This is a genomic window from uncultured Porticoccus sp. (assembly GCF_963975625.1).
Classification (GTDB): Bacteria; Pseudomonadota; Gammaproteobacteria; order Pseudomonadales; family Porticoccaceae; genus Porticoccus.
Genome location: NZ_CAXBHS010000012.1, coordinates 1 through 26,007 on the forward strand (window position 1 = coordinate 1; position 26,007 = coordinate 26,007).

General features: G+C 52.1%; 21 protein-coding genes. 11 read left to right on the top strand and 10 right to left on the bottom strand.

Annotation, left to right across the window (positions count from 1 at the left end; all coding sequences use genetic code 11):
* Positions 1 to 306 precede the first annotated feature (306 nt).
* The 3 genes from AACZ64_RS11035 to AACZ64_RS11045 all read left to right on the top strand — a co-directional run bounded on the left by AACZ64_RS11035 (position 307) and on the right by AACZ64_RS11045 (position 1,507).
* A complete protein-coding gene (locus AACZ64_RS11035) occupies positions 307 to 666 on the top strand; it encodes a hypothetical protein (protein WP_339640070.1) in 360 nt (119 codons plus the stop codon).
* A 68-nt stretch (positions 667 to 734) separates the two neighbouring features.
* A complete protein-coding gene (locus AACZ64_RS11040) occupies positions 735 to 1,139 on the top strand; it encodes a hypothetical protein (RefSeq protein ID WP_339640072.1) in 405 nt (134 codons plus the stop codon).
* Positions 1,140 to 1,180: 41 nt separating this feature from the next.
* Positions 1,181 to 1,507 (top strand): DUF1330 domain-containing protein, encoded by a 327-nt coding sequence (locus tag AACZ64_RS11045; protein WP_339640074.1) that lies wholly within the window; start codon positions 1,181 to 1,183, stop codon positions 1,505 to 1,507.
* Between the two features lie 642 nt (positions 1,508 to 2,149).
* Here the strand turns inward: AACZ64_RS11045 and AACZ64_RS11050 are convergent.
* Both AACZ64_RS11050 and rmuC read right to left on the bottom strand, forming a co-directional pair.
* Entirely contained in the window at positions 2,150 to 2,650 is a 501-nt protein-coding gene (locus tag AACZ64_RS11050; protein ID WP_293615299.1) for a DUF2489 domain-containing protein, read from the bottom strand.
* A gap of 71 nt (positions 2,651 to 2,721) precedes the next feature.
* Positions 2,722 to 4,059: a DNA recombination protein RmuC gene (rmuC, locus tag AACZ64_RS11055; protein ID WP_339640075.1), complete on the bottom strand. Its 1,338-nt coding sequence runs from the start codon at positions 4,057 to 4,059 to the stop codon at positions 2,722 to 2,724.
* A gap of 85 nt (positions 4,060 to 4,144) precedes the next feature.
* Here rmuC and AACZ64_RS11060 point away from each other — a divergent pair, with 85 nt between their 5' ends.
* From AACZ64_RS11060 to AACZ64_RS11070, 3 genes are all read left to right on the top strand, one after another.
* Positions 4,145 to 6,838: a PD-(D/E)XK nuclease family protein gene (locus tag AACZ64_RS11060; RefSeq protein ID WP_339640076.1), complete on the top strand. Its 2,694-nt coding sequence runs from the start codon at positions 4,145 to 4,147 to the stop codon at positions 6,836 to 6,838.
* Positions 6,835 to 10,233, top strand: a complete 3,399-nt coding sequence (locus AACZ64_RS11065; protein WP_293615297.1) for a UvrD-helicase domain-containing protein — start codon at positions 6,835 to 6,837, stop codon at positions 10,231 to 10,233. The genes AACZ64_RS11060 and AACZ64_RS11065 overlap by 4 nt, the downstream gene beginning before the upstream one ends.
* Before the next feature lie 129 nt (positions 10,234 to 10,362).
* On the top strand, positions 10,363 to 11,427 hold the full coding sequence (locus tag AACZ64_RS11070) for a 3-deoxy-7-phosphoheptulonate synthase (RefSeq protein WP_293615296.1): 1,065 nt from the start codon (positions 10,363 to 10,365) through the stop codon (positions 11,425 to 11,427).
* 75 nt (positions 11,428 to 11,502) lie between these two features.
* Here the strand turns inward: AACZ64_RS11070 and AACZ64_RS11075 are convergent, their stop codons facing one another.
* Together AACZ64_RS11075 and nfuA are read right to left on the bottom strand one after the other, a co-directional pair.
* Positions 11,503 to 12,093: a TetR/AcrR family transcriptional regulator gene (locus tag AACZ64_RS11075; RefSeq protein WP_293615295.1), complete on the bottom strand. Its 591-nt coding sequence runs from the start codon at positions 12,091 to 12,093 to the stop codon at positions 11,503 to 11,505.
* Between the two features lie 95 nt (positions 12,094 to 12,188).
* A complete protein-coding gene (gene nfuA, locus AACZ64_RS11080; RefSeq protein ID WP_293615294.1) occupies positions 12,189 to 12,770 on the bottom strand; it encodes a Fe-S biogenesis protein NfuA in 582 nt (193 codons plus the stop codon).
* 198 nt (positions 12,771 to 12,968) lie between these two features.
* Here nfuA and metH point away from each other — a divergent pair, with 198 nt between their 5' ends.
* Positions 12,969 to 16,661 carry a methionine synthase gene (gene metH / locus AACZ64_RS11085; protein ID WP_293615293.1) on the top strand — a complete coding sequence of 1,231 codons (3,693 nt, stop codon included), beginning with the start codon at positions 12,969 to 12,971 and terminating at the stop codon, positions 16,659 to 16,661.
* 2 nt (positions 16,662 to 16,663) lie between these two features.
* Positions 16,664 to 16,879, top strand: a complete 216-nt coding sequence (locus tag AACZ64_RS11090; RefSeq protein WP_036860500.1) for a DUF2970 domain-containing protein — start codon at positions 16,664 to 16,666, stop codon at positions 16,877 to 16,879.
* A gap of 90 nt (positions 16,880 to 16,969) precedes the next feature.
* On the opposite strand, the gene AACZ64_RS11095 is transcribed toward AACZ64_RS11090, so the two are convergent.
* Positions 16,970 to 17,101, bottom strand: a complete 132-nt coding sequence (locus tag AACZ64_RS11095; protein WP_152556826.1) for a methionine synthase — start codon at positions 17,099 to 17,101, stop codon at positions 16,970 to 16,972.
* A gap of 240 nt (positions 17,102 to 17,341) precedes the next feature.
* Between AACZ64_RS11095 and AACZ64_RS11100 the strand changes: the two genes are divergently transcribed.
* The 3 genes from AACZ64_RS11100 (at position 17,342) to AACZ64_RS11110 (ending at position 20,781) form a co-directional block, all read left to right on the top strand.
* Positions 17,342 to 19,009: a nitrite/sulfite reductase gene (locus AACZ64_RS11100; protein WP_036860502.1), complete on the top strand. Its 1,668-nt coding sequence runs from the start codon at positions 17,342 to 17,344 to the stop codon at positions 19,007 to 19,009.
* Entirely contained in the window at positions 18,990 to 19,478 is a 489-nt protein-coding gene (locus AACZ64_RS11105) for a DUF934 domain-containing protein (RefSeq protein WP_036860503.1), read from the top strand. The genes AACZ64_RS11100 and AACZ64_RS11105 overlap by 20 nt, the downstream gene beginning before the upstream one ends.
* A 136-nt stretch (positions 19,479 to 19,614) precedes the next feature.
* Positions 19,615 to 20,781: a cation:proton antiporter gene (locus tag AACZ64_RS11110; RefSeq protein WP_036860505.1), complete on the top strand. Its 1,167-nt coding sequence runs from the start codon at positions 19,615 to 19,617 to the stop codon at positions 20,779 to 20,781.
* Between the two features lie 24 nt (positions 20,782 to 20,805).
* Here the strand turns inward: AACZ64_RS11110 and sohB are convergent, their stop codons facing one another.
* The 5 genes from sohB to dnaQ form a co-directional block, all read right to left on the bottom strand.
* Positions 20,806 to 21,828, bottom strand: coding sequence for a protease SohB (gene sohB, locus AACZ64_RS11115; protein ID WP_036860507.1), 1,023 nt, complete (start codon positions 21,826 to 21,828; stop codon positions 20,806 to 20,808).
* A gap of 57 nt (positions 21,829 to 21,885) precedes the next feature.
* Entirely contained in the window at positions 21,886 to 22,533 is a 648-nt protein-coding gene (locus tag AACZ64_RS11120) for a hypothetical protein (RefSeq protein WP_036860509.1), read from the bottom strand.
* Positions 22,530 to 23,363, bottom strand: a complete 834-nt coding sequence (gene nudC, locus AACZ64_RS11125; protein ID WP_036860511.1) for an NAD(+) diphosphatase — start codon at positions 23,361 to 23,363, stop codon at positions 22,530 to 22,532. Before nudC ends, AACZ64_RS11120 begins: the two co-directional genes overlap by 4 nt.
* 29 nt (positions 23,364 to 23,392) lie before the next feature.
* Positions 23,393 to 25,045, bottom strand: coding sequence for a hypothetical protein (locus AACZ64_RS11130; RefSeq protein ID WP_293615292.1), 1,653 nt, complete (start codon positions 25,043 to 25,045; stop codon positions 23,393 to 23,395).
* A gap of 203 nt (positions 25,046 to 25,248) precedes the next feature.
* Positions 25,249 to 25,983, bottom strand: a complete 735-nt coding sequence (dnaQ, locus tag AACZ64_RS11135; RefSeq protein ID WP_293615291.1) for a DNA polymerase III subunit epsilon — start codon at positions 25,981 to 25,983, stop codon at positions 25,249 to 25,251.
* Positions 25,984 to 26,007 lie beyond the last annotated feature (24 nt).

Genomic DNA, 26,007 nt, shown 5'->3' on the forward strand with positions numbered 1-26,007 from the left:
ACACAGGTTGACTCAATCCCGGCCTTCAGACTCATTTAGGGATTGGAAAATACTGGCCTACGCACCCCTCGGGGGCACTGATTGTTGGTAACGGTGTCATACGGACGACTTTTCAGTGGCAAATACTGGAGCAAATACTGATGGATCCAGTAGGGAACAGGCTTTTTACCAGCACCACCTCTGTTCACGAGATTTGCACTTGCGGCAAATCTCGTGTTTTATTGCGGCTGCTTTACCGGGAAAGCCTATTTAACCCGTTTAAAACCCATTCGATATAACCAATTCTCTGGATAGTTAGTCACGCTTATGCAGCCCATCAAAGCATCTCTTATCGGACTGGCAACTTTCTTTATCTTTTACCTGTCCATGCTTAGCGTACAACTGCCATGGATGTTGGCAGCGGGTATTATCGGTTTGTTGGCAAACACGTTCCTTTCCGGGTTCAGTGCCCTATATCATCTGAGAGATGGCATGATGACGGCCCTCGCTTATAGCGCACCAATGGCCGTTTTTTCAGCTTTGACAGTGGGTGATTTGGTACTACATGGAAAGAGCGGACCTTTTATTTTCTGGTGTACAACCGCATTCGTTACGCTCTGCGCAGGTTTTTTGGGCGTTGCCGCCATTTATCTGTTTCGTCTGGCCCGTTCTGGAAACAAACAATAGTATGGTCAATATTCCGATCCCAGTAATGACCCAGGACATCGTTTTCATGTACCACTGGAGACGATGCGGTGAATGATATCGTAATAAAGAAACCGGCTGTTTACTCACCTCTGCAAATTGGACTGGGATCATTTTTCGGTGGTCCCATCGCCATGACGTATTTCTTGTGGGAAAACTTTCGCACCCTGGATAAGATGCCAGCCGCCAGAAATACACTGGCGTTTGGTTTTTTATTTATCGTGGCATTACTGGTTTTCACGCCGATGCTGCCCGGTGAGCTGCCAGCTATCGCAGTCCAGTTCATCTACTCACTGGTGGCATTGCAAATGGCCGTTACCTGGCAACTGCGAAAGGACGCTATAACACACTCCATTCGTTACTGTTTTCAGTCAAACTGGCGCGTACTGTTATTCTGTATACCTTTCTATTTCACATGGCTCGGCGTGTGCCTGTTGGCTGCCAAAATAAGCTGAAAAGAACCGTCAAAACACCAGACAATATCGGAGTATGAATTATGGCTGTTTATTTAATCGCTGATGTCACTGTGACCGATGAAGCATGGATAGCGGATTACGCCACCAACGTGCACGACATCGCCCACAAACACGGCGGCAAGTACCTATCCCGTAGTGCCAACATCAGTACTGTTGAGGGAGAACCGTGCACAGCGGACATGATCGCTCTGGTTGAGTTTCCTGATATGGCTGCGTTACAGGCGTTTATCAACGATCCCGAATACAAGGCATTCCGGGAGTCAAGAATAAAAGGCAGTATCAGCAATTTGCATGTGATCGATGACTCTGACGCGGCAAAGACCATTCCCTATTTGCCAAAAGGCTGATCATTCAGCCCACTCGCCCCGCACCAGCCACTCCGTACCAGCCAGAGCTCACAACCTGCCGGGACTGCAGCCTCGCAGTCATGCTACTGGCTTGATACCTGCTTTCGGTCATCATTATTGTTTGACTGTTTCTGTGATTCGACGGTGTGTGCAACTGTGGCAGATTGGCCATCGGGTTGGGGGATAATTCGACACACAGGCCAATTTTGCTGCTTTAGACCCTGATTACCCTGCTGGATCGTTTTGTACGACGACTGACGTTTCTCATACAATTTACTCATAACCTAAAACTCCTTTTCAAATCTGACCTAGCCAAAGAGCATGGCAAAATAACGAAACTCAATCATATGAAGAGCTTCGCCACAGTTCTGATAACTGGCGCACAAAATTCTCTTTAATAAAGTATAGGTCTTTCCTTGTTGCAGACTTATTTCATTTTCATTTCTGGTGGAGACTTATTCCCCAAACAGCTTACAAAGTTTTAATCAAAAACTTTTGGCTGACATCACCGACATGCATAACACGCACTCACTCCCCATGCGGGTTACAACAATGCAGCCTAGGGAATATAAGGACTTTTACCCCCTATACAAATGACGTTCACGTCAAAACAGCCAGGCACCAAGAAATGGCACCCGACGACTAATGTCGGCCAACCGGATAGAATAGCGGTTCTGCATCCTGCCCAGGCTGAGGAGGTTGCTGCAACACCTTACTCGCGGCATTTACCGCGAACTCCCGGTACTTTTTCTCAATGTCCTCCCGTTCCTGATCATAGCGCAGTTTGTCGCGGGTACTGAGTTTCTGCCATTCATCAAGGATCGGGATATGGGCTGTGGCCTCCGTCAATTGGAAAAACACCTGGTAATGCTCCCGCTCGTACTCGGGAAGATCCAGTTGCGCAGCCATCATGCTGATGCGAATGGCCCCTTCCGTGAGTGTGACCTGATCGGCCACAATAGCCGAGGCAATCACATGTATACTCTTGCGGTAGTGGGCTTTACGATCATCCTGCTCTACTGCCAACGCTTCTTCCCTGGCGTTCTGTGCGTTTTTCAACTTACGCAGTTGCAGGTAAAGGTATAAGGCATAGCCACTCAAGCCAATTAAAATAACCAGCGCCAGACTCGTGATCAGTTCCATTACAAACTCCTCTGAAAGATGTGCGACCAGATACCGGATCGCAGTCGTCCGATAAACCCGCTAGCGGGCAATTATTCCGGCTGATGAAGGCTGGCCCGCAATGAGACATCATCCTGTTCGGTGGCCTGCTCGACCAGATTATCGGGTAGTGAACGCTTGGTGCGGGCACCCAGTTTTTTGATGTCTTCAAATTTTTTGATCAGGTTGCCCCTGCCATCGACGAGGCGTTTACGGGTTTGTTGCCAGGCCTCCTGACTCTTGTCGATGTGCCGACCCAGGTCGTCCAGAGACTCCACAACCAACACCAGCTGGTCATACAGCTTGCCCGCTTCAGCAGCAATCTGCTGAGCGTTGCGGTTCTGGTCTTCATAACGCCAGATATTGTGGATCGTTCGCAATGTTGCCAGCAGGGTGGAAGGACTCACTAGAATAATACCCTTGTCGTAGGCATCACGAAAAAGTGTATGGTCATTTTCCAGCGCCAGCATAAAGGCAGCCTCCACAGGTACAAAAATCAGCACAAAGTCCAGACTGTTTACGCCTTCGAGTTGCTCGTACGCTTTGCGGCTCAGTCCATTAATGTGTGCGCGCAGGGAAAGAATATGTTGTTTCAGCGAGCGCTGTTTCTCTTCGGGCAATTCTGCGCGGCAATAGCGTTCGTAGTCCGTTAATGACACTTTCGCATCCACCACAATGTCCCGCTGATCCGGCAAGTGAATAATAACATCAGGGTTTCGACGATCGCCCTCCTCGTTCTTTAGAGCCACCTGGGTTTCATATTCACGCCCCTTGGTCAGCCCGGACTGTTCCAGAATCCGCTCCAGAATAACCTCACCCCAGTTGCCCTGGAACTTGCTCTCACCCTTCAATGCATTGGCCAGCAAAACGGCGTCTTCCCCAACCTTCTGGGCCTGTTTCTGCAGCTCTACGATCTGACCCACCAGTTTGTTGCGCTCGGCGTTTTCCTTGTCATAGGCATCCTCAACTTTCTTTCGGAAATCGTGGATCTCCTTTCTCAGCGGATCAATACTGCTGTTGAGTGTCCGACTGCTCTGCTCTGAAAATTTTTGCTGTTTTGCATCAAAGATGCGATTGGCAAGGTTTTCGAACTCCTGAACTAGGGACTCACGGGCCTGCCTGAGCAACTGCAATTGCTCTTCGTAACGGGTCCGCTCACCTTCGAGACGGGCCTCGAGTGAGGCTTTGTCACGGTTGAGCGCACCAAGCTCTGTCTCGCGCTGATGAAGTCTATTGCCTTGGTTTTCCAGATCTTCTGACAAACGGGAAATGGTCACATCGGACACTGCACGCTGTTTTTCAGACAGCTGGCGGGTCAGCAGAAAAGTCAGCAATACGCCGGTAACAAAGCCAGCAGCAAGCAATAAAAACGTGTTCAAGGTCAGAAGCATGATGTTTCCCGGGTACAAAAATTTCAGTGCTGGCAAACAACACCATCACGGTACTGTTTTGGTAAACATTGAGGGTTGTGCGATCATGAAAGATGATTCAAGGATAACAAAGAAACCCACCATGATGCGCCCGCTTTTTGATATTGACCCACTCAGGGAAGAGCTCGGTAAGGGCGCATTGATTCTTACGCCCAACAATCGACTGGCCAGCAAAATCCGTCAGGCCTGGGGCTTTTCGCAACATTCCTGCACTCTGCACTGGTCGGCACCCGAAGTTTATGCCCTGGAGCAATGGGTCCATGAACAGTGGCTGCGCTGCTGTGACGCCGGTTTCATCGAGGCAGCGGCAGGTTCCGGACTGAGTACTGCCATGGAGTTATTCCTCTGGGAGCAGGTGATTGCAGAAGACCGCGAGCGACCCGCCACGGTATTGCCGGCGAATTTTGCCAGATTGGCGAGTAACAGTTATGCCAACATCCAAAACCACCTGGTACCGGATACCCGTCTACAGCAGGAAGCACCACTGCTGTGGCGGTGGATCAGTCATTTTCGCGAAAAGCTCAGGCAACACAGCCTCATCACATCAGCCGATAAGGTAAAAATACTCCAGCGGGCTTATAGCTGCGGGATCCTGCCCGCCATTCCAACCATAACACTCTGCGGGTTTGATACCCTGCCCCCCTTGCACCGTAAACTGCTTGAAGGAATCAGCAATAATCTCGCCTTTGCCGAGCCAAAACCCATTCTGCCACAGCCGCAACAGGTCGCGTTATACGATCAACAAGCCGAGCTGACTGCCGCTGCCGACTGGGCAGTGGCCCATTATCTGGCCGCACCTGAAACCCGCATTGGTATCCTTGTTCCGGAGCTGCCAAAACTGCGCAACAAAATTGTGCGGCTTCTGCAAACCCGCCTGCAACCGGATTACAGTGAGCCGGGGCAGGTAAGAGCCAGCGCGTCTTTCAACTTGTCAGCGGGCATACCGCTCGCTGAAACACCACTGATCGCTTCAGCATTGCTACTGTTGACGCTCAATCGGGCCGAATTACCGCTGACGGATTTTTGCCGTATGCTCAACGCGCCCTTTTGGGGCGACCTGTCTCCCGAACCGAGAGCCAAAGCGGAGTTATTGCTACGCAAACAGGGCAGAGTCTCTCTCCGAAGTGGTGAGTTTCGCCATCTGGTCAATGAGGTGGAGAAAATCACCGACTCCGGCATCAGCCAACGGTTGTCAAAAATGGAAGTCCTCCGTCGGTCATTGCCGTCGACTGCCGGGTTTTCTGCATGGCTGGCACTGTTTCAGCAACAGTTGACCACGCTGGGGTGGCCCGGTGAACGCACACTGGACAGCGAGGAATATCAGCAGCGACAGCATTGGCTGGACATACTGGAACAATACCAGTCACTGGACCAGCTGAATTGCAAGGTAAGTCTGAACGAAGCATTGCAACAGCTCCAACAACTGGCTTATAGCACTGTTTTTCAGGCAGAAACACCCGATAGCAGTATTCAGGTTCTGGGGTTTCTCGAAGGTGCGGGGCTGCATTTTGATCATCTCTGGGTCATGGGCCTGGACAACCGCCGCTGGCCACAACCCACAGCGCTCAACCCGCTGTTACCGGTTGGCCTGCAGCGAGAATTTGGCATGCCGAGAACTGACCCCGGGCGAGAACGCGAACTGGCAGAACGGCAACTGGCCAATCTGATGAAGGCGGCGCCCAAAGTCATCTTGAGCTACAGCCAGTTTGACGGTGACCAGCAGTTACAACCCACCAACCTGATTACTGGCGCAGCAAAAATCGAACCGGATGAACTGCCTCGAAAAACCGGTCAGGCTACGAATTTCGTCGCACTGGAATCGGTTTCCTGTGAGTTTGCACCACCACTTGCTACAGCAAAAGAAGCTGTTAGAGGTGGCACCCGTATCCTGAAAAATCAGGCCAGTTGCCCCTTCAACGCCTTTGCCATTCATCGATTGGGCGCAGAGCAACCCCGGGAACCCTCCATCGGTCTCAATGCAGGAGATCGAGGCTCATTGATTCATGAATGCCTCAGGCAACTCTGGCACGACCTGGAAAACCAGCAACAGTTGCTGGCACTGTCCGAACCGGAGCTGGCTTCATTGATTGAGTCAACCGTCAATACTGCCCTGAAACCCTGGCAGATGCGACGGGCAGACCTGTTCGGCAAGGCGTTTACCCGCATCGAACAACAACGGTTGGCTGGGTTACTGAAACAATGGCTAACCGTTGAGAAACAGCGGCCACCCTTCAGCGTGGCCGCACTCGAAAAGCACGAAAATACGCAGTTTTGTGGCTTACCGCTACATTTGGTCATCGACCGGATTGATCAGTTGGCTGATGGCCAGACGGTCATTATTGACTACAAAACTGGCAAAGCGGCGACCGGCCAGTGGCTGGGAGATCGCCCGGATGATCTCCAGCTACCGCTTTATTTATTGTGCAGCGAAACACCCGCATCGGCTATTTGCTTTGCCCTCATCAACCCATCGGAACCTCTGTTTACCGGCTATTCCGAGACCGACGGCCTGCTGGCGGGGGTAGCTCCACCCAAGGGCAAAAAGAACGAGCCGGAAAGCTGGCAGGCCCTGATGGATCATTGGCAACAGGCTGCGGCTACCCTGGCGGACGAGTTCAAGGCCGGCTATGCCGCTGTCTCTTTCCATGGCGATTATGCCCTGCGGTATCAGACCGAGCTTGAACCGCTGAACCGGGTCGCAGAAAGGCAGCAGCTATTTGCAGATGAGGACGAGGTATGACCGTAGCAGATGCGGCACAACGCCAGCGGGCACTGGATCCAGAACGATCCTTTGCGGTTGCCGCACCGGCTGGTTCCGGCAAGACAGAACTGCTTACCCAGCGGGTATTGGGGTTACTGGCAACGGTGGAAGCACCGGAAGAAATTCTCTGCATGACCTTTACCCGGAAAGCGGCGGGTGAAATGCGACATCGCATTATTCAGGCACTGACAATGGCAGATAGTCATTCTCTGCCGGACAGCGACCACCAGCAGGCCACACTGCAACTCGCTACTGCGGCCCTTGCCAGAGACCGGGAAAAAAACTGGCAGCTCCTGCAGTCCCCCAACCGCTTGCGGATCCAGACCATTGATGGCTTTTGCCTCAACCTCGCCCAGCAACTGGGCCTGGAAAGTGGTATCGGCGACTATGCCGAGCCTCTGGAAGATGCGGAACCCCACTTTCGCCTGGTCATTGCCGAATGGCTGCTCCGCGAGCTGGAACAGCAAACAGCTTTGGGACAGGCAGTGGAAACCCTCCTCCAGCATCTGGATAACGACCTCGACAAGCTGGAGCAGCTGCTGATCGCATTACTGAAAAAGCGCGAGCAGTGGCTGTCCCATATGTTCAGTAGCAGGGATGCCCGGGATTACCTGGAATCATTCCTGAACAATGTGATTGAAGAAACATTGGCCGCAACAGCCGAGCTCCTGACACCCTTCGCTAGCGAACTGGCCCTACTCGCTGATTATGCCGGTAGTCAGCTGCCATCGGAGAAAAATGATCTGCCGCTCAAATTGTGCAAGGGAATGATGGGATTACCCGGCCACTCCGCCGAAGAGTTACCCATCTGGCTGGGCATTTGTGAGCTCTTGCTGACCAAGGATTTAAAATGGCGGAGCCGCGTGGACAAGAACACGGGCTTTCCAACCGAGGTCAACGGCGACAAGATCCTGGCCAAACAGCAAAAGGCGAGCTATGGCGAGTTGGTCGATCAACTGCAGGCCATCAGCGGCCTGAAAGACCTGCTGGAAGATATTCGAGCACTGCCCGCGCCCCGCTATGAAGAAAATCAGTGGTTGGCACTCAATGCACTGACCTATTTACTCCCCACCCTGGCGGCGGCGCTTAGCCTGCATTTCCAGCAGCATCGGGTGTGTGATTTTACCGAAATCACCCTGGCCGCCCTCCGCGCATTGGGTCCCGAAGATGAACCAACCGATCTGGCACTGCGGCTGGACTATCAGATCAAACATATTCTCACCGATGAGTTTCAGGATACCTCATCGGTACAGTTTGATATTTTGCGCCGTCTTGTTGCAGGCTGGGAGCAAAATGATGGCCGCACGCTGTTCATCGTCGGCGATGCCATGCAATCGCTGTACAGTTTCCGCAACGCTAATGTGGGCTTGTTTCTGGAGGCTCGAACACTGCCCATCGGCCAACTGCAACTTGAAGCACTGGATTTGCAGGTCAACTTTCGCTCCCAGGAAAACCTCATCCACTGGGTAAACGACGCCTTCCCCCATATTTTCCCTGCACGCGACGAGATCGGTCGTGGCGCCGTCAGTTACAGTGCCGCCACTGCTTTTCATGGTGCTCTACCGGAGCAGCCGGTCACACTGGATGCCTTCATCAATGCACCTGACAACAGCGCTGAAGCCTCGCGGGTAGTGGCACTGGTTAATGCCGCTAAAACACGCAATCCTCAGGGTTCGATCGCCATACTGGTCCGCACCCGAACCCAGCTGCCCGACATTCTTGCAGCACTCCGGGAGGCGGGGCATCACTGGCAGGCAACCGATATTGACCCACTCGGTAACCGCATGCCCGTGGTCGATCTGATGTCCCTGACTCGCGCACTCCTGTCACCTGCTGACCGGATTGCCTGGCTGGCTGTGCTCAGGGCACCCTGGTGCGGACTGGACATGGCTGACCTCCTGACGATCAGTACAGCGGAACCCGCTCGAGACGACTGCGAAACAACGCAGGAGCGTTTTCCACTAATGCTGAACCAACTGGCTCGCATAACAGCAATATCAGGTTTATCGCCAGACGGTCGACAAATCCTCCAACGGGTTGGGGAAACACTGATTGAAGCCTGGCAACAACGCCAGCGACTCCCCCTGCGCTGCTGGATTGAGGGAACCTGGCGTGCCCTTGGGGGTACCGTTGCACTGAACTCAATCACGGACCAGCAACACTGTGACCAGTATTTGGATTTGCTGGAAAAACACGAGTCTGCAGGAACTCTCGAGCATTGGCCCACCTTTGAAAAAGCAGTTAAATCGCTCTACGCCAAAGCCGATGTCGGATCGGACAGCACCCTCCATGTGATGACCATTCATAAAGCCAAGGGACTGGAGTTTGATACGGTCATTCTCCCCGGCCTGAACCGTAAACCCCGGGGAGAAGACAAACAATTGCTATTGTGGCAAGAGCGCACCAGTAGCAACGGGGAGAATCAACTGCTCATCAGTCCACTGTTCCGGACAGACCAACAGAACGACTCGCTTTATCAGTTCCTGAACCGCGAGCGAAAACTGAAAATTAAACTCGAAACCGCACGAATCCTTTATGTTGCGACCACACGCGCCATTGGTCATCTACACCTGCTCTGCACCATGTCTGGTGACAATCCGGCAGCAGGCAGCCTGCTGGATAGCCTTTGGCCAGCGCTGAACGCCGACTTTGAATCCAGAGCCACGTGGATTCAGTGGCACGATTACCCACCCGGAGAAAACACACCTGTGCGTGCCCATGATACGGCGCTCAGTTCTCTGCGCCGTCTACCGGCTGACTGGGGCACACCACCAACAACCGGAGCTATACAGACTCCACCAACTGCAGTAAAGGAGTCCTTGACACAAAATGAGCTGGGCGGTGGCAAGACGGCTCCGGAAGCTCGCCATACCGGTACCGTATTACACCGTATTCTTCAGCAGATAGTGATTGAAGGTGTTAACCAATGGTCCACAGAGACTATTCAGCAACGCATGCCTTTCTGGAAGATTCAGCTACGACAGCTCGGTCTATGCGCTACTTCAGCGCCCTTGGCAGTATTGGCTAAGGCTGTAGAAAACTGCCTTAGTGATCCAACGGCCAGGTGGATTCTGGACAATCGGCACCAAGATAGCGCCACCGAACTGGCTATTGGCTACATGTCACCAAACGGTGAGCCGAAAACGGCTGTCGTCGATCGAAGTTTTGTCGACGGGGGCATCCGCTGGATCATCGATTACAAAACCGCCGCCCCGGCAGTAGGGCAATCAGACCAACAATTTCTGAAGCAACAAGTGGCCCAATATCAGGAACAACTTCAGCGCTACGCCCGGCTGTTCGAGGAACCCACTGCCACACCCATCAGGAAAGCGCTGTATTTTCCTTTACTGCAGGCAATCGAGACCATTCCCTGAGTATTTTTTAGTGACTTGCCGCCCCCGGAGACACCATCTTCCTCTCCGCAAGGCCTGTAGAGTGCCAAAGCACCCGGAGTTTCATGTAGAATAGCTTGCTGACTGAACCCTTATCGATTCGAGAAACCAATGACCAACGCCGTTGATAACATTAATATTCTCTCTCAGGATGTGCTGATCACGCCAAGAGATTTGAAACAGGAATTGCCCCTGTCCGATGCTGCCCGAAAAACCATCACCGAGGGCCGCCAAGTCATTCAGAATATCCTGAACCACAAGGATCACCGAATTCTTGTGGTCGTCGGGCCCTGCTCTATTCATGACACCAAAGCTGCGCTGGATTATGCCGCACGACTGAAGAAACTGGCCGATGAGGTCAGTGATTCGCTATTTATTGTCATGCGTGTGTATTTTGAAAAACCCCGCACCACCACCGGCTGGAAGGGGCTAATCAACGACCCCTACCTGAATGACTCCTTCAAGATATCCGAGGGGCTGCATGTGGGGCGCAAGCTGTTACTGGATATTGCCGAGCTGGGTTTGCCTACTGCGACCGAAGCGCTCGATCCCATTTCTCCGCAATACATTCAGGATTTGATTTCCTGGTCTGCCATCGGTGCGAGAACGACCGAATCCCAGACCCATCGGGAAATGGCTTCCGGGCTGTCGTGCGCCGTTGGTTTCAAAAACGGCACTGATGGCAGCCTGAGTGTCGCCATCAACGCACTGAAATCCGTTGCCAGCCCCCACCGTTTTCTCGGTATCAATGCCGAAGGCAGCGTGGCCATTGTTACCACCGCAGGTAATCCCTATGCCCATGTGGTATTGCGGGGAGGTGACGGCAAACCCAATTATGATTCCGTCAGTGTCAATCTGGCAGAACAGGAACTGAACAAGGCGGGTATTACCCCAAATATCATGGTGGATTGCAGTCACGCCAACTCCAACAAAAATCATGACCTGCAGACGCTGGTCATGGAGAACGTGACCAATCAGATCCTGGAGGGGAATCAATCGATTATCGGTCTGATGATTGAGAGCAACCTGAAATCGGGCAACCAGAAAATACCTGCCGACCTGAGTGATCTCGAATACGGAGTATCAATCACCGATGCCTGTATAGACTGGGACACGACGGAAGAGGCATTGCGCAGTATGCACAACAAGCTCAAGGCGGTTTTACCACACCGCTAAGCAATACCCCCATCTCTCTATACAACATTAAAAAACGGGCCTAACAGCCCGTTTTTTAATGTTTTTTATCATAATCTATCGAGTAAAAACCGTACTCAGCCCGGCATCAATGACCCGCCTCAATACCGCTGTATTGGCACCGGATTTACACAGAGTGCGCAAACCTGCCACAAGCGCAATCAGGTAGTCGGCCAACCCTTCAATATCCTGCCCGGAATCGACCTTCCCCAACTGTTTCGCCTCCAACAACCGGGTATAGAATAATTGACGAATCCAGTGGACCGATTCCCGGGCTTTACCGGCCAGCTCAGGCTCATTATTACTGAGTTCGGAGATCGCGTTGAAAAACAAACAGCCATTGGCTAACTGACTCTGGTCGGGTTCAAAGAATGCTTTGTCAAAAAAAGAGGTGATTGCCTCACAGGGATCTTCGACACTGACCAGTGTGCAGTTAAATAAATGGCACTGAAGATAGGCCATATAATGGTCAAGCACTGTACTGAACAACAAGGCTTTACTACCGAAAGCGCTGTAGAGACTACCTCTATTGAGGTTCATCGCCCTGAGAAGTTTGCTGATGGAACTGGCTTCATATCCATCCGACCAAAACAAAGACAGTGCGTTATCGAGGACCTCTTCCCGATCAAACTCTGGCAGCCTGGGCATTTGATGCTCCTTACCGGCCTATTGAGAACCAGCTGCTGGATTATTATTTCAAGTTCACAGCATCAGTATATATAAAAAGCACTTGTGGTGCGGTTCTAGATATAAGCCTGGCTCCGATCAGAGTGATCAGTGACATCCCTGATACCTTTGAGCTCAGGAATTTTTTCCAGCATGGTCTTCTCCACACCTTCCTTGAGGGTCACATCGGCCATGCCGCAACCCTGGCATCCGCCACCGAAACGCAGTACAGCCACATTGTCTACAATTTCTTCAAGACTGATGACCCCGCCGTGGGCTGCCAGTCCAGGATTGATTTCGTTGTAAAGCAGGTAGTTAATTCTGTCTTCAAGCGGGCTGTCGTCACTGACCCTGGGCATGCGTGAATTGGGTGCCCTGATGGTCAACTGCCCACCAAACTTCTCGTCGGCATAATCCACCTTGGCATCTTCAAGAAAAGGCAGACTGCGGTGATCAAAATACGCCCTGAAACTGTCCAGTTCCATCACCTCATCCTTCTCCTGCTCTTCACCTGGACGACAGTAGGCAATACAGGTTTCTGCCTTCGGTGTGCCCGGATCGGTGACGAACATACGGATACCGATGCCTTCGCAATCCTGCTTGGCCAACAGTCCCGCAAGATACTGTTCGGCGGATTCGGTGATAGTGATACTCAGCATAAGAACAACCTGATAGATATACCTGACTAATTTAGTCATGTATTCTAACAGCCTTGCTTGAACGCGACAATCAAACACCGAACTTTTTACCCGGACACAGTCCACCGGCAGAACCAGGTGCCCGGCAAGCTGAGAACCAGCTGATAAATCTGCTAGAATGCAGCCCCTTGTTTACCCCCAGTTACAGAGAAACACACCTTGAATAATCGGCAAACTCGCATCGACGCTCTTCACCGGGCAGCAACACAACGCATTCTGATTCTGGATGGCGGCATGGGCACCATGATCCAGTCCCATCGTTTTACCGAGTCCGATTACCGGGGTGAACGCTTCGCCGACTGGTCACAGGATGTAGCCGGCAACAATGATTTGCTCACACTGACGCAACCCGAGGTGATTCGTGCGCTTCACGAGGCCTACCTCGAAGCCGGTGCGGATATTATCGAGACCAACACCTTTAACTCCACCGCCGTATCCATGACGGACTACGGCATGGAATCTCTGGCCCGGGAGCTGAACGAAGCGGGAGCCAGGATTGCCCGAGAAGCCTGTGATGCCATCGCCACACCGGAAAAGCCCCGCTGGGTAGCCGGCGTCATAGGCCCCACCAGCCGCACCTGCTCCATATCGCCGGACGTCAACGATCCCGGCGCGAGAAACACCAGCTTTGATGAACTGGTGACCGCCTATATGGAAGCCACTGAAGGACTGATTGCCGGTGGCTCTGACATTATCCTGATCGAGACTGTGTTCGATACACTGAATGCCAAAGCGGCAGTTTTTGCGGTACAGGCTGTTTTTGAAAAGCTCGACACCGAACTGCCCCTGATGATTTCCGGCACGATTACAGATGCCAGTGGCCGCACGCTGTCGGGTCAAACTCCCGAAGCCTTCTGGAACTCACTGGCTCACGCCAGGCCGTTTTCGATCGGTCTCAACTGTGCTCTGGGCGCCAAGGAACTCCGACCACACATTGAAGAGTTATCACGGGTTGCCAACACCCTGGTCAGTGCCCACCCCAACGCGGGACTGCCAAATGAGTTTGGTGAATACGATGAAAGCGCAGCCGAGATGGCCGAGATTGTCGAAGAGTTTGCCCAGAGCGGCCTGATCAATATTCTCGGCGGATGCTGTGGCACCACGCCCGACCATATCCGGGCAATTGCCGAAGCTGTGGCCACCAAGGCCATTCGACAGGTACCGGAGATTGCCCCTGCCTGTCGGCTTTCCGGTCTCGAAGCATTCAACATTACTGACGACTCGCTGTTCGTCAATGTGGGAGAGCGCTGCAATGTCACCGGCTCTGCCCGTTTCAAATCGCTGGTCATGAACGGTGACTACGACACGGCACTGCAGGTGGCACGACAGCAGGTGGAAGATGGCGCACAGATCATCGATGTCAATATGGATGAGGGCATGCTCGATGCCGTAGAGGCCATGACCACGTTTCTTAAACTGGTGGCATCGGAACCGGATATTTCACGTATACCGCTGATGATCGACTCATCGAAATGGCATGTGATCGAAGCCGGTTTAAAGTGGGCCCAGGGCAAATGCGTGGTCAACTCGATCAGCCTCAAGGAAGGTGAAGCGTCCTTTATCGAACAGGCCAAACTCTGCCTGCGCTATGGTGCGGCAGTGGTCGTCATGGCGTTTGACGAAGACGGTCAGGCAGACAACCTGGAAAGACGCAAGAAGATTTGCCAGCGCTGTTATGACATCCTGGTCAATCAGGTAGGGTTCCCGCCCCAGGACATTATCTTTGATCCCAATGTGTTTGCCGTGGCCACCGGGATTGATGAACACAACAACTACGCCATGGACTTCATCGAAGCCTCAAGCTGGATCACCCGGAACCTGCCCCACACACTGATCTCCGGGGGGATCAGCAATGTGTCTTTCTCCTTCCGGGGCAATAATCCTGTGAGGGAGGCAATTCACTCTGTTTTTCTCTACCACGCCATTAAGGCCGGGCTGCGGATGGGCATCGTCAATGCAGGGCAGCTGGCCGTGTACAGCGACTTACCCGATGAGCTGCGAGACCGGGTTGAGGATGTGATCCTCAACCGTCATGCCGAGGCCACGGAAAATCTGCTCAACATCGCCGAAAAATATCGCGGCGATGGCAGTGGCACAGAACGCAAAGAAGATCTGGAATGGCGTTGCTGGCCAGTAAAAAAACGCCTGGAGCATTCACTGGTAAAAGGGATAACCAGCTATATCGAAGAGGATACCGAAGCAGCGAGACAGGAAGCTGAACGCCCTCTGCATGTAATTGAAGGCCCACTGATGGATGGGATGAACGTGGTTGGCGACCTGTTCAGCGAGGGCAAAATGTTCCTCCCACAGGTAGTAAAATCTGCCCGTGTCATGAAGCAGGCAGTCGCCTACCTTCAGCCATTCATAGAGGCTGAGAAAGAGGAAGATGCCCAGGCCAACGGCAAGATTCTGATGGCTACGGTCAAGGGCGATGTCCACGATATCGGTAAGAACATTGTCGGTGTTGTCCTGCGCTGCAATAATTATGAGGTGATTGATCTGGGCGTCATGGTGCCCGCTGACAAAATCATCGATACAGCACTCAGAGAATCTGTAGACATTATTGGTCTCTCAGGGTTGATTACACCCTCACTCGATGAAATGGTCCATATCGCCAGCGAACTCGAGCGACGCCAGCTGAGCTTTCCGCTACTGATAGGCGGTGCCACTACATCCAAGGCCCACACTGCAGTTAAAATTGATCCGAAATATCAACGCAATCAGACGGTTTACGTACCCGATGCATCCCGAGCCGTTGGCGTTGCCAGCAAACTTCTCAGCAAGGATCTCCGCGATGCCTTTGTGGCAGACCTCCAGCTGGAATACGAACAGGTTCGGCACCGTACGGCCAACCGCAAACCCCGCGGAACCATTCTCACCTATAACGAAGCCCGAAAAGCCGGCCTGAAAACCGATTGGAGCAAATATCAACCATCGGTCCCCGCCAAACTGGGGGTACAGGTCATGGAGGACTACCCACTGGAAGAACTGGTGGAAATGATTGACTGGACACCCTTCTTCATTACCTGGGGCCTGTCGGGCAAATACCCGAAGATTCTTGACGACGATAAAGTCGGTGAAGCGGCACGGAATCTGTTTTCTGATGCAAAAGGCATGTTGCGAAAATTGATAGACGGCAAACTGATCAAAGCCAGAGGTGTCTTCGGACTTTGGCCGGCCAATACCGTCAATGCGGACGACATTGAAGTCTATGCCGATGAGTCGCGCAAGGATGTCATCGGCACACTGCACCAGATTCGTCAACAAACCAGAAAGCCGGGCGCCCCGCCACAGATGATGTCACTTGCAGATTATGTGGCGCCAAAGGAAACTGCTATTCAGGATTATATCGGCGCCTTTGCGGTCACTGCTGGCATCGGTGCCGATGAATTGGCCCGGGAATACGAAGCTAACGGCGATGACTACAACAGCATCATGGTAAAAGCACTGGCAGACCGGTTCGCAGAAGCCTTCGCAGAGCGGCTTCACCAGCGCGTCCGAACCGAATTTTGGGGCTATGCCGCTGATGAAACACTGGACACGGAGGCACTGATAAAAGAGGCCTATCGCGGTATCCGGCCCGCGCCGGGTTATCCCGCCTGCCCTGACCACAGTGAAAAAGAGACGCTTTTCAGGTTGCTTGATGCCACCGCCACAACCGGGATTTCACTGACTGAAAGCTTTGCCATGTTGCCCGCGGCCTCAGTGAGTGGCTTTTATTTCTCACACCCGCAGGCGAAATACTTCAATACAGGGAAAATGCAGCGGGACCAACTTGAGAGCCTGGCCGAGAGAAAGGGTGTTCCCATCGCCCAAATGGAGCGCTGGTTGAGTCCGGTGCTGGACGATTGAGCATGAACGATGACAACGACCAAAAACCTGGCTTCTGGCAGATTGTATTCAGCACCCTCGCGGCCTTTTTTGGCGTACAGAGCAACAAAAACCGGGAGCGGGACTTTAAACACGGCAATATTTACGCTTACATCGCTTCGGGTCTGATCTTTACCGCCCTATTTATTTTCTGTGTGGTAGTGGTCGTAAAACTGGTACTCAAAAGTGCTGGCATGTAAGAAAATTCTTTCAGAGCTCACACATGGACAGTGCAAGGATTAAAAAGGCGGCCCATAGGCCGCCTTTTTAATCTTCTTTGTGCTTCGAACCTACAAAGTGGTCAGCCAGAAAACAACGGCCAACACAACAATCGTCACAGCTGCGACGGTGGCAATAGCATCGACGCTACTGTCATCATTCCTGGACTCTTCAGGTTGGGCAACTTCCGCTTGATCAGACATTTTTTAACCCTCTATGGCTTCATAAAAACGGCGCCCGGCATTGTAGCAACATCGATGGCCATTGTCCCAGCCATGACAGTCACCACAGCCCCGTTATTCCCCAACGGCCGGTACTTAGAGAGAAAAAGTTTTTCAAAAATGCTGACGTGGGCGCTATCATCCACATCCCACTGACAGTCCACGGGAATACCTGTAGAATTCGCGCCTTTCTTTGTCCAGCTGCTGAAAACCTGACAATTTATGTACCAATATACTGAAAACGATCAAAAAATCATTGAAGAGCGAGTCGCCCAGTTTCGCGGTCAGACCAGCCGTTATCTGGCCGGCGAACTGACCGATGAAGAATTTCTGCCCCTACGCCTGCAGAATGGCCTCTACATTCAGCGCCTGGCACCCATGCTTAGAATTGCAGTGCCCTACGGTCTGCTCAATTCAACACGACTGCGCAAGCTCGCAGATATTGTCAGAACCTATGATAAAGGCTATTGCCATATCACTACCCGGCAGAATATCCAGCTGAACTGGCCACAACTGGAAGAAGTGCCGGAAATCCTGGCGCAACTGGCAGAAGTACAGATGCATGCTGTCCAAACCAGCGGTAACTGTATTCGCAATATCACGTCGGACCAGTTTGCAGGTGTTGCTGCTGACGAAATTGAAGACCCACGTCCCTGGTGTGAAATTCTTCGTCAGTGGTCAACCTTCCACCCCGAGTTCGCCTTTCTGCCGCGTAAATTCAAAATTGCCGTCAGCGGCACCGAAGGGGACCGTGCGGCCATTCTGGTTCACGATATCGGCCTGCAGATAGTCAGAAATGATGTCGGGGAGATCGGTTTTCAGGTACTGGTCGGTGGCGGTCTTGGACGCACACCGGTAATAGGCAGTGTTATCCGTGAATTTCTGCCCTGGCAGCATCTGCTGACCTATCTGGAAGCCATTGTGCGTGTCTACAATCGCTACGGTAACCGCGCCAACAAGTACAAAGCCAGAATCAAGATTCTGGTTCGCGCCTGGACGCCCGAAGTCTTTGCTGAAAAAGTCGAGGCGGAGTGGGCCCACATCAAAGACAGCCCAGAAACACTCACCGAGGAAGAAGTAAAACGGGTAAAAGCCTACTTTACCGAACCCGCTTATGAGTCACTGGACGATGCCACTGCAGAAGCCTCACTCAGTAGCCAGGCGCAGGAACACAAAGCCTTCAGTCGCTGGCTGGAGCGCAACACCCACCCTCATCGGATACCGGGTTATCGAATTGTCACCCTGTCACTAAAACCCACTGGTGTTGCCCCCGGCGATGTAACGGACAGTCAGCTGGAAGCAATCGCCGATCTGGCAGATCAGTATTCCTTCAGTGAAATTCGTGCCACCCATAATCAGAACCTTGTCTTGGCAGACGTCAAAAAATCGGATTTGTTTGCCCTCTGGCAAAAAGCCAAAGTGGCCGGTTTTGCCACACCCAATATCGGCACCCTGACCGACCTGATCTGCTGCCCTGGAGGGGATTTTTGCTCACTGGCCAATGCTAAATCCATCCCTGTGGCTGAAGCTATCCAGCGCCGCTTCGATGATCTGGACTACCTCTATGATCTCGGCGACCTGACACTGAACATATCAGGCTGCATGAACGCCTGTGGCCACCACCATGTTGGCAATATCGGGGTACTCGGCGTCGATAAAAAAGGCGAGGAGTTCTACCAGATTCAACTGGGAGGCAGGGCTGGCACAGATGCCGAACTAGCCAACGTGCTGGGGCCTTCTTTCGGCCGTGAAGAAATGCCCGACGTCATTGAGAAAATTCTCAATGTGTATTTACAAAACCGCCGCGGGGATGAACTGTTTATAGACACCTGTCGCCGCATTGGTCTCGATCCCTTCAAGGAGAGCGTCTATGCCAAAAATCATCATTAAGGACAAAATTGTCGATGACAAATGGGAGGTTCTCCCCAAAGTATTTCTGGGCGAACCCCCGGTCAACAAACTCCTTTTACTGCCCATGAAGTACTGGCTGGAACACTCAGAGAATCTCCGTTTACCCGTACTCGGTATCTGGATAGACAGTGATGAAGAAGTGGAAGACATCGGCGAGAAAGCGAATATGTTTCCGGTCATTGCCATTAATTTTCCCTCATTTACTGATGGACGTGGTTTTACTGCCGGCCGGCTGCTACGCGAGCGCTATGGCTACAATGGGCAGCTGCGCGCTATAGGCCATGTCATCCGCGATCAGTTATTCTATCTGAAGCGCTGTGGCTTCGATGCTTTTCAGCTCAGAGAAGGCACTGACCTGGAAGAAGCACTGAAATCCCTGAATGATTTCAGCGTTACCTATCAGGGTGATGCGGACGACCCCAACCCACTATTCCGTCGCAACGAGTAAGCTTTATGTCTGGCCTCAACACGGCAGTAGACATTAATCCTGACGTGTTAAACAGCCTCCCTGACATTACGTAACCGTCAGACAGGCTTGTCGCTCCAGAATCCATCACGCACAATACGGATTCTGGAGTGGTTCTATGTCCGAAACGGTTTTTCAATCGTTCTTTCTGATCTTCACTGGCTCTGCCATTATCGCCTCCATGGCGATCTTTGGCCGGCAGCCACTACTGGTCGCCTATATCACACTGGGGGCATTGATTGGCCCCTACGGTCTTGGCTGGGTACAGGACGTGCATCTGCTGTCCGAGATCTCAGAAATCGGCATTATTTTCCTGCTGTTTCTACTGGGCCTCGACTTGCAACCCAAATCTCTGCTCCGAGCCTTCAGGAAAGTTACAGTGGTAACGCTGATCAGTTCGTTAATCTTCGCCTGTGCCGGCTACCTGATTGCCCGACTGTTTGACTTCACAACGACCGAATCTCTGATCATCGGTGCTGCGATGATGTTTTCCAGTACCATCATTGGTATCAAGTTGTTACCCACGACAATCCTTCATCATCGCCATATCGGCGAGATGATGATCGGTCTGCTTCTAATGCAGGATTTTCTCGCCATTTTTGTATTATTGGTGCTGCTGAGTGGCGATGGCGGGCAGATTAATATCACACAAATCGGTATTACCCTGCTCGCTCTCCCCCTGTTGATACTGCTTGCCTGGGGGTTCGTACGTTGGGTATTGCTCAAGCTAATCGCCAAGTTCGATCAGATGGGTGAGTATATTTTCCTGCTGGCCATCGGCTGGTGCATGGGATTATCTGAACTGGCAGAGGTACTTGGCCTGTCGCGGGAAATCGGTGCCTTTCTGGCAGGTATCACGATCGCTTCAAGCCCAATCTCTCAGCACATTGCGCTAACACTGAAACCTCTGCGGGACTTCTTTCTAATCATGTTTTTCTTTTCCCTGGGTGCCGGCTTTAATCTCGGCTTATTACCGGAAATCGCTCTCGCAGCGGCGACACTTGGGGTAACCATGCTGATTCTAAAACCCTTGATATTCCGAGTCCTACTCGAACGCCAGAGCGAGAAGAAGGTACTGGCCTGGGATCTCGGTTTTCGGCTTGGGCAAATCAGCGAGTTTTCCCTGTTGATCGCCTACGTCGCCTTTAATGCTTCACTGATAGGCGTCATGGCGTCACACCTGATTCAGGCTGCAGCCATATTGACCTTCCTGGTCTCCAGTTACATTGTCACATTCAACTTCCCCAACCCGATCGCGGTGAGCGAAAAACTCCGACGCAATTGACCAGGCTTAAAAGAGTTGCATTGATCAAACGGAGTAACGACTGTTACACAACCGGTTCCACCACCTGAGTAACAGATTGTCCACCCTATTTTCCGCGGCAAGCCCCAATTTTTCAGGCAAAGACTTGTGATGCAGGTAACTGACCTGATAAATATCCGCCTGATTTGAACGATCAACCAGGTACTCATCACTGGTCATGAGCTCGTCCACCAACGATTCCTCAAGCGCTCGGGTGCCCAGCCAGACCTGCCCCGTAGCAATTTTGTCGATATCCAGATCTTTTCTGTGGCTACCAACAAAATTTTTGAACAGATCATGGATTTCCTGAATATCCTCAATAAATTTTTCCCGTCCCTCATCGGTGTTCTCGCCAAACATCGTCAGTGTCCGCTTGAATTCACCGGCGGTGTGTAATTCCACATCGACATCGTGTTTTTTAAGCAATCGGTTAAAGTTGGGTAGCTGGGCAACCACACCGATAGAGCCAATCATGGAAAAAGGAGCCGCGAGAATCTTGTCTGCCACGCAAGCCATCATGTAACCGCCACTGGCAGCTATTTTGTCAACACAAACCGTGAGCGGAATACCCCTTTTCTTGATGCGATCAAGCTGGCTGGCGGCCAGACCATAGCTATGCACCATACCTCCAGCACTTTCCAACAGCACAACCACTTCGTCTTCCGGTTTGGCTTGACTTAAAACGGCGGTGATCTCCTCTCTCAGGCTTGCCACCGCGGAGGCACGAAGATCACCCTTGAAGGCAAGCAGAAACACCCGTGTCTTTTCTGATACCTGCTTGAGCCGATCTTTTGCTTCTTTCTTTTTCTGCTTTGCCAGTTTTTTTCTTTCGGTGCTCCCGAGCATGGCTGTCTGTACAGCATTCCCCAACTGCTCGATGGTATCGTTGATTTTCTCAACTTCCAGAACACCCTCCTGCTTGCGGATGCGGCCACCAAGATTGATGAGCAATCCCAGTACTACCACCAAAGACAAAGCAACCGTAATGACTTTGGCCAGAAAAAGTCCGTATTCCAGTAAAAAATCCAATGTGTGACTCCCTTATCCGTCTACTCTCAAGAAATAACGTGCATTTGTTCGTGAAGGTCACCGCCAACCGGATACAGCTCGCTTGGCTTCGCTATTGATCGGACGGGCAAACAACCCGCCATAGGCCAGCGTCACCTCGTAAACTGCACCATCTGCCATCGGCTGGTAAGTTGCAGTGCCCTGCTTAGCGCTAACCCACTCCTGCAACCAGGGTACCTGTCCGAGTAATTGCCAGGCATCAAAACCATAGGGGCTGACTTGCAGCGGGTGTACCGTCTGCTCGCCATGTTGTTGTTCAATTATATCCTCATAACGGCCACTGATTCTGTCCAACCGGTACTGGGATTTAAAGCCGATACTGGCCAGGGAAGGATGCCAGCGCAAGGTCCGGGCATCCAGTTGCCACTGATCCCCCAGCAATTGCAGGTGGTGTTCTTCTCCATCAACCTGAACAATTAACACACGGTAGCTCTGTGGCGCCAGTTTGACAAACCGCAAGGTGGCCACGGGTTGCTCCGCCAGCAATCGTTTATAGGTCAGCAGATCGTAGCCACCGAGAAAAAACGTGGCGCTGACTGCCAGAAACGATAACCCCAGCAAGGCTCGTACGATTGCCTTGAGCATGCCCCCGCTGAACAGCAACCTGAGTGCCAGCAGCAAAAAAATGATGCCTACAATGATCGGCACTAGCGTGGAAGCAGTCATGGTAGTGGGCCTATGCCCAGACAGCTATCAACAAAATGCTGGATCAGTTGACCCGAGAGGGTTCGCGAGCTCGGACAGGGCGGCAAACGATCAAATCGCCACCAGTCCGCCTGGGTGATTTCGATACCGTCCACCTGGATAACCCCGGAGTGATAATCTGCATGGAAGCCAATCATCAGCTGCCCTGGAAACGGCCAGGGCTGACTTCCGAAATAGCGCAGGTTATCTACCCGAATACCCACTTCCTCCATCACCTCACGGTGGATTGTCTGTTCTGCCGACTCCCCCGGCTCAATGAAACCCGCCAACGCACTGTAAAGCTTTCCCTGGTTACGAGCACTGCTGGCCAGTAAACAATGGTCGCCCCAGGTTATCAGGACAATCACGCAAGGCGATATTTTGGGGTAAAAAAACGCATGGCAATCATTGCAACGCCGCGACCGGTCACCCGCAGAAACCACTGTCTGACTGCCACAGAAACCACAGTAACGATGCTGGAGATCCCATTGAGCAACCTGACAGGCACGACCGGCCAGATTGAAAAGGTCAGCGGAGAGATTCTGTAACAACGCACGGAGATCACGCCATTCAGTTCTCGCCGGCAGTACCTGGGCATGCGTCATATCCACCACATAACAGGGGCAACAGTGAAACAGTCCGAGCAAATGCACCGGGAAACCTGAGGTGTCGACTTCATCGCCATCAAACAGGATGCCGGGATCCGAGTTCGTTCGGCAGAGCAATTGCTGACCACGCACCAGCAGAAATAGCGGTTGACGGCTATTATGCTCGGGAATACGTATACAGGGCTCAAAGTGACAATCGGACATTGGCTGCTGCTTCTCTGGAGGGTATAAAACTAGCTTTCCAGTTTCTCAAGACACTCTTCAGCCACACCGAGAACGGTATCCTCGAAATCGGGATTCCAGCGGCGATTATCCAGGTAGTACTCCAGGCTCACCACGGCATCGGCAAATACCTCGATGATGGATGACAGTGGCAGCTGACTGGCCGGGCCCAAGCTGTGATTGATAATATCGAGACAGCGGACTGTTACGTTCTCAGCACGCGTCAAGCCGAGTATGCCAACCGCACCCAATATCATTTTGAAGTTATCGGCCAGCGGTTTGGCCAGCTCATCGCCGGCAATACCATCACAATAATCCGAGGTCAGTTGCATAATACTGGCCAGATGACTCGACGCTTCCTGCAACACTCGCCGCTGCGCATGACTGATTATATTTTCTTCAACAACTTCTTTAATGCTCAACGCATTAATTTTAATGCGCTCACTTTCATAGTGCGGCCGCGACTGGAGCTCCAGAATAATTGAGTCCAGATATAGCAGCGTATCTGCCATCTCCTCCATAATCCCAGAGGGCAATGTACTGTCCGTCAGGTTCGCAATGGCAAGAGCATGCTGAGAACAACGCTCTTTAGCCAAACCCAGCCCACAGTTTTTCAACTCTTCAGATAGTGCAGAAAAAAGTACAGCGGCTTCCTTGAGGGGTCCGCTCCCGATACTTTCCTGTTTCACCTGATCATCCAGCAAGCTCCGCAATTGCTCAATCTGGGTAGCGATCACGGCAAGGAGCTCGACAAAAGACTGATTGCCCTCTTCCACAAACATAGCCCGCACATTGCGGATATCGGTAGCGGTAAAATCCAGTGGTGAGATGCCAAGGCGGGCCGCCAGTTTGGCAGCACCCTCGGTATTCATGCCGGACAACAGAAAGTTGGCCAACATATTCTGTTGCAGCGATATGGGGTAACTTTGTTCAGCGGGTGCGTTGTCAGACAGCATGCGCAGCTGCCGCTCAATAGCCATAAGACTTCGCAAACGACTCTGCTCAAAACCAAGCGCACCGCGATAAAGTGCACCTAACACATCGAATACCAATGCCCAGTAGATGGCCTCTTTTTCTTCGCTAAGTGAATTGCGCAAACGCTGTATACCATGGGCCATCACTTTTATCGCGGTGGGACGAGTACTCCCCTTGAGAACATGGGCCAAACCCTGTTGGTAAAGCTGTCGGGCGACCCGGATCGCCTCGATTGAGTGATGATCCTTCTGTGCCACCGAGGAAATCGTTGGTACATCCGGCATTAAACCATTCAGAAGCTGGTATTCATTGAGCTGAGGCTGCTTACGGGCTGCCCGTAACTGATTGATCTCTGGCAACAACAACAGGGGACTGTCCTTACCGTGCATTTGCAGCTGGCAGACATAACCGGGCATCAGTTCCAGTGAGTGTTTGACAGTATTCACCACCGGTGAGCCAAGAGAGCCATCCTCCGCTTTTCTGACGGTCTCCTGCATTTCGTCCAGAAGCATTTTTCCGCCGGCCATTTCCAGTAGCGAAAACACCCCATGAAGCTGAGATAAGCCCCGGCTGCATTCAGACCAGTCAATGGACTCCACCGGCTGCTCAAGTAGATCAACCAGGATACCGACTTCCTTATCGATCTCTTCCCTGACCAGCTTTAATGCCTGTGTATTTATTTGATACATACCATCAAATGCCTATTTCAGATCACCGACCATTACAAAAACAAAAGCCAGCTATACTGTGTAACATACTTAGATATTTTGATAATAACATTATTAGTTACCGTGGTTTGAGGCTGAATCGACAGACCAGCGATTTAATGGCTATCACACATCTCAGCCAATTTATGGGGTGTTTATCACCGGGAAAGAGCCGTGTCTATTCCCTAGCAAGAGGCTTCATCAACGGCATCGACCGTGGCAAGCCAGACACACTGACCATCGCTGATTTGTTGAATACGGGTAAGCTGACCACAATGCAGGGCAACCTCTTCTGCCGTGGCCTTGATGACCGGCAGCATCGGACGGCCAGATGGTAAACGGCGTATCTCCTGAGTTCCGAGATCACCGGTGGTATGACTCTGTCCGCCCAGAACAAGATCCACTTGGCCACCCGTCATCATCAAGTAAACATCTGCGAGAATTTCAGCATCCAGCAACGCACCGTGTAAATCACGCTGGGCATTATCCACGGCATACCGCTTGCACAGGGCGTCGAGGTTATTTTTCTGGCCTGGGTGACGCTGTCTGGCCATCACTAGGGTATCCACGATTGTGCAGTAATCCATCACCTTGCCAAAACCGTCCAGTTTTCCGAACTCATGGTCAATGAATCCCACATCAAAGGGGGCGTTGTGAATGACCAGCTCAGCGCCTTCAATAAACGCGAGGAATTGCTCGGCAACGTCGGCAAATAGTGGTTTATCGGCAAGAAACTCATTACTGATCCCGTGCACCTCCATCGCCCCATCGTCCACTTCACGCAGGGGGTTAATATATTGGTGATAATGTCGACCGGTGAGACGGCGATTAACGAGCTCAACACAACCGATTTCTATAATCCTGTGATCCTGGCTCGTTTCCAGTCCCGTGGTTTCTGTATCGAGGACGATCTGTCGCATGGCAACACCTTGTTATGCTGTGTT

What these genes read in the sequence shown, in the direction of transcription:
- AACZ64_RS11035 (WP_339640070.1), top strand. Translation starts at nt 307, where the DNA reads ATGCAGCCCATCAAAGCATCTCTTATCGGACTGGCAACTTTCTTTATC.
- AACZ64_RS11045 (WP_339640074.1), top strand. Translation starts at nt 1,181, where the DNA reads ATGGCTGTTTATTTAATCGCTGATGTCACTGTGACCGATGAAGCATGG.
- AACZ64_RS11050 (WP_293615299.1), bottom strand. Translation starts at nt 2,650, where the DNA reads ATGGAACTGATCACGAGTCTGGCGCTGGTTATTTTAATTGGCTTGAGT.
- rmuC (WP_339640075.1), bottom strand. Translation starts at nt 4,059, where the DNA reads ATGCTTCTGACCTTGAACACGTTTTTATTGCTTGCTGCTGGCTTTGTT.
- AACZ64_RS11060 (WP_339640076.1), top strand. Translation starts at nt 4,145, where the DNA reads ATGAAAGATGATTCAAGGATAACAAAGAAACCCACCATGATGCGCCCG.
- AACZ64_RS11065 (WP_293615297.1), top strand. Translation starts at nt 6,835, where the DNA reads ATGACCGTAGCAGATGCGGCACAACGCCAGCGGGCACTGGATCCAGAA.
- AACZ64_RS11070 (WP_293615296.1), top strand. Translation starts at nt 10,363, where the DNA reads ATGACCAACGCCGTTGATAACATTAATATTCTCTCTCAGGATGTGCTG.
- AACZ64_RS11075 (WP_293615295.1), bottom strand. Translation starts at nt 12,093, where the DNA reads ATGCCCAGGCTGCCAGAGTTTGATCGGGAAGAGGTCCTCGATAACGCA.
- nfuA (WP_293615294.1), bottom strand. Translation starts at nt 12,770, where the DNA reads ATGCTGAGTATCACTATCACCGAATCCGCCGAACAGTATCTTGCGGGA.
- AACZ64_RS11090 (WP_036860500.1), top strand. Translation starts at nt 16,664, where the DNA reads ATGAACGATGACAACGACCAAAAACCTGGCTTCTGGCAGATTGTATTC.
- AACZ64_RS11095 (WP_152556826.1), bottom strand. Translation starts at nt 17,101, where the DNA reads ATGTCTGATCAAGCGGAAGTTGCCCAACCTGAAGAGTCCAGGAATGAT.
- AACZ64_RS11100 (WP_036860502.1), top strand. Translation starts at nt 17,342, where the DNA reads ATGTACCAATATACTGAAAACGATCAAAAAATCATTGAAGAGCGAGTC.
- AACZ64_RS11105 (WP_036860503.1), top strand. Translation starts at nt 18,990, where the DNA reads ATGCCAAAAATCATCATTAAGGACAAAATTGTCGATGACAAATGGGAG.
- AACZ64_RS11110 (WP_036860505.1), top strand. Translation starts at nt 19,615, where the DNA reads ATGTCCGAAACGGTTTTTCAATCGTTCTTTCTGATCTTCACTGGCTCT.
- AACZ64_RS11120 (WP_036860509.1), bottom strand. Translation starts at nt 22,533, where the DNA reads ATGACTGCTTCCACGCTAGTGCCGATCATTGTAGGCATCATTTTTTTG.
- nudC (WP_036860511.1), bottom strand. Translation starts at nt 23,363, where the DNA reads ATGTCCGATTGTCACTTTGAGCCCTGTATACGTATTCCCGAGCATAAT.
- AACZ64_RS11130 (WP_293615292.1), bottom strand. Translation starts at nt 25,045, where the DNA reads ATGTATCAAATAAATACACAGGCATTAAAGCTGGTCAGGGAAGAGATC.
- dnaQ (WP_293615291.1), bottom strand. Translation starts at nt 25,983, where the DNA reads ATGCGACAGATCGTCCTCGATACAGAAACCACGGGACTGGAAACGAGC.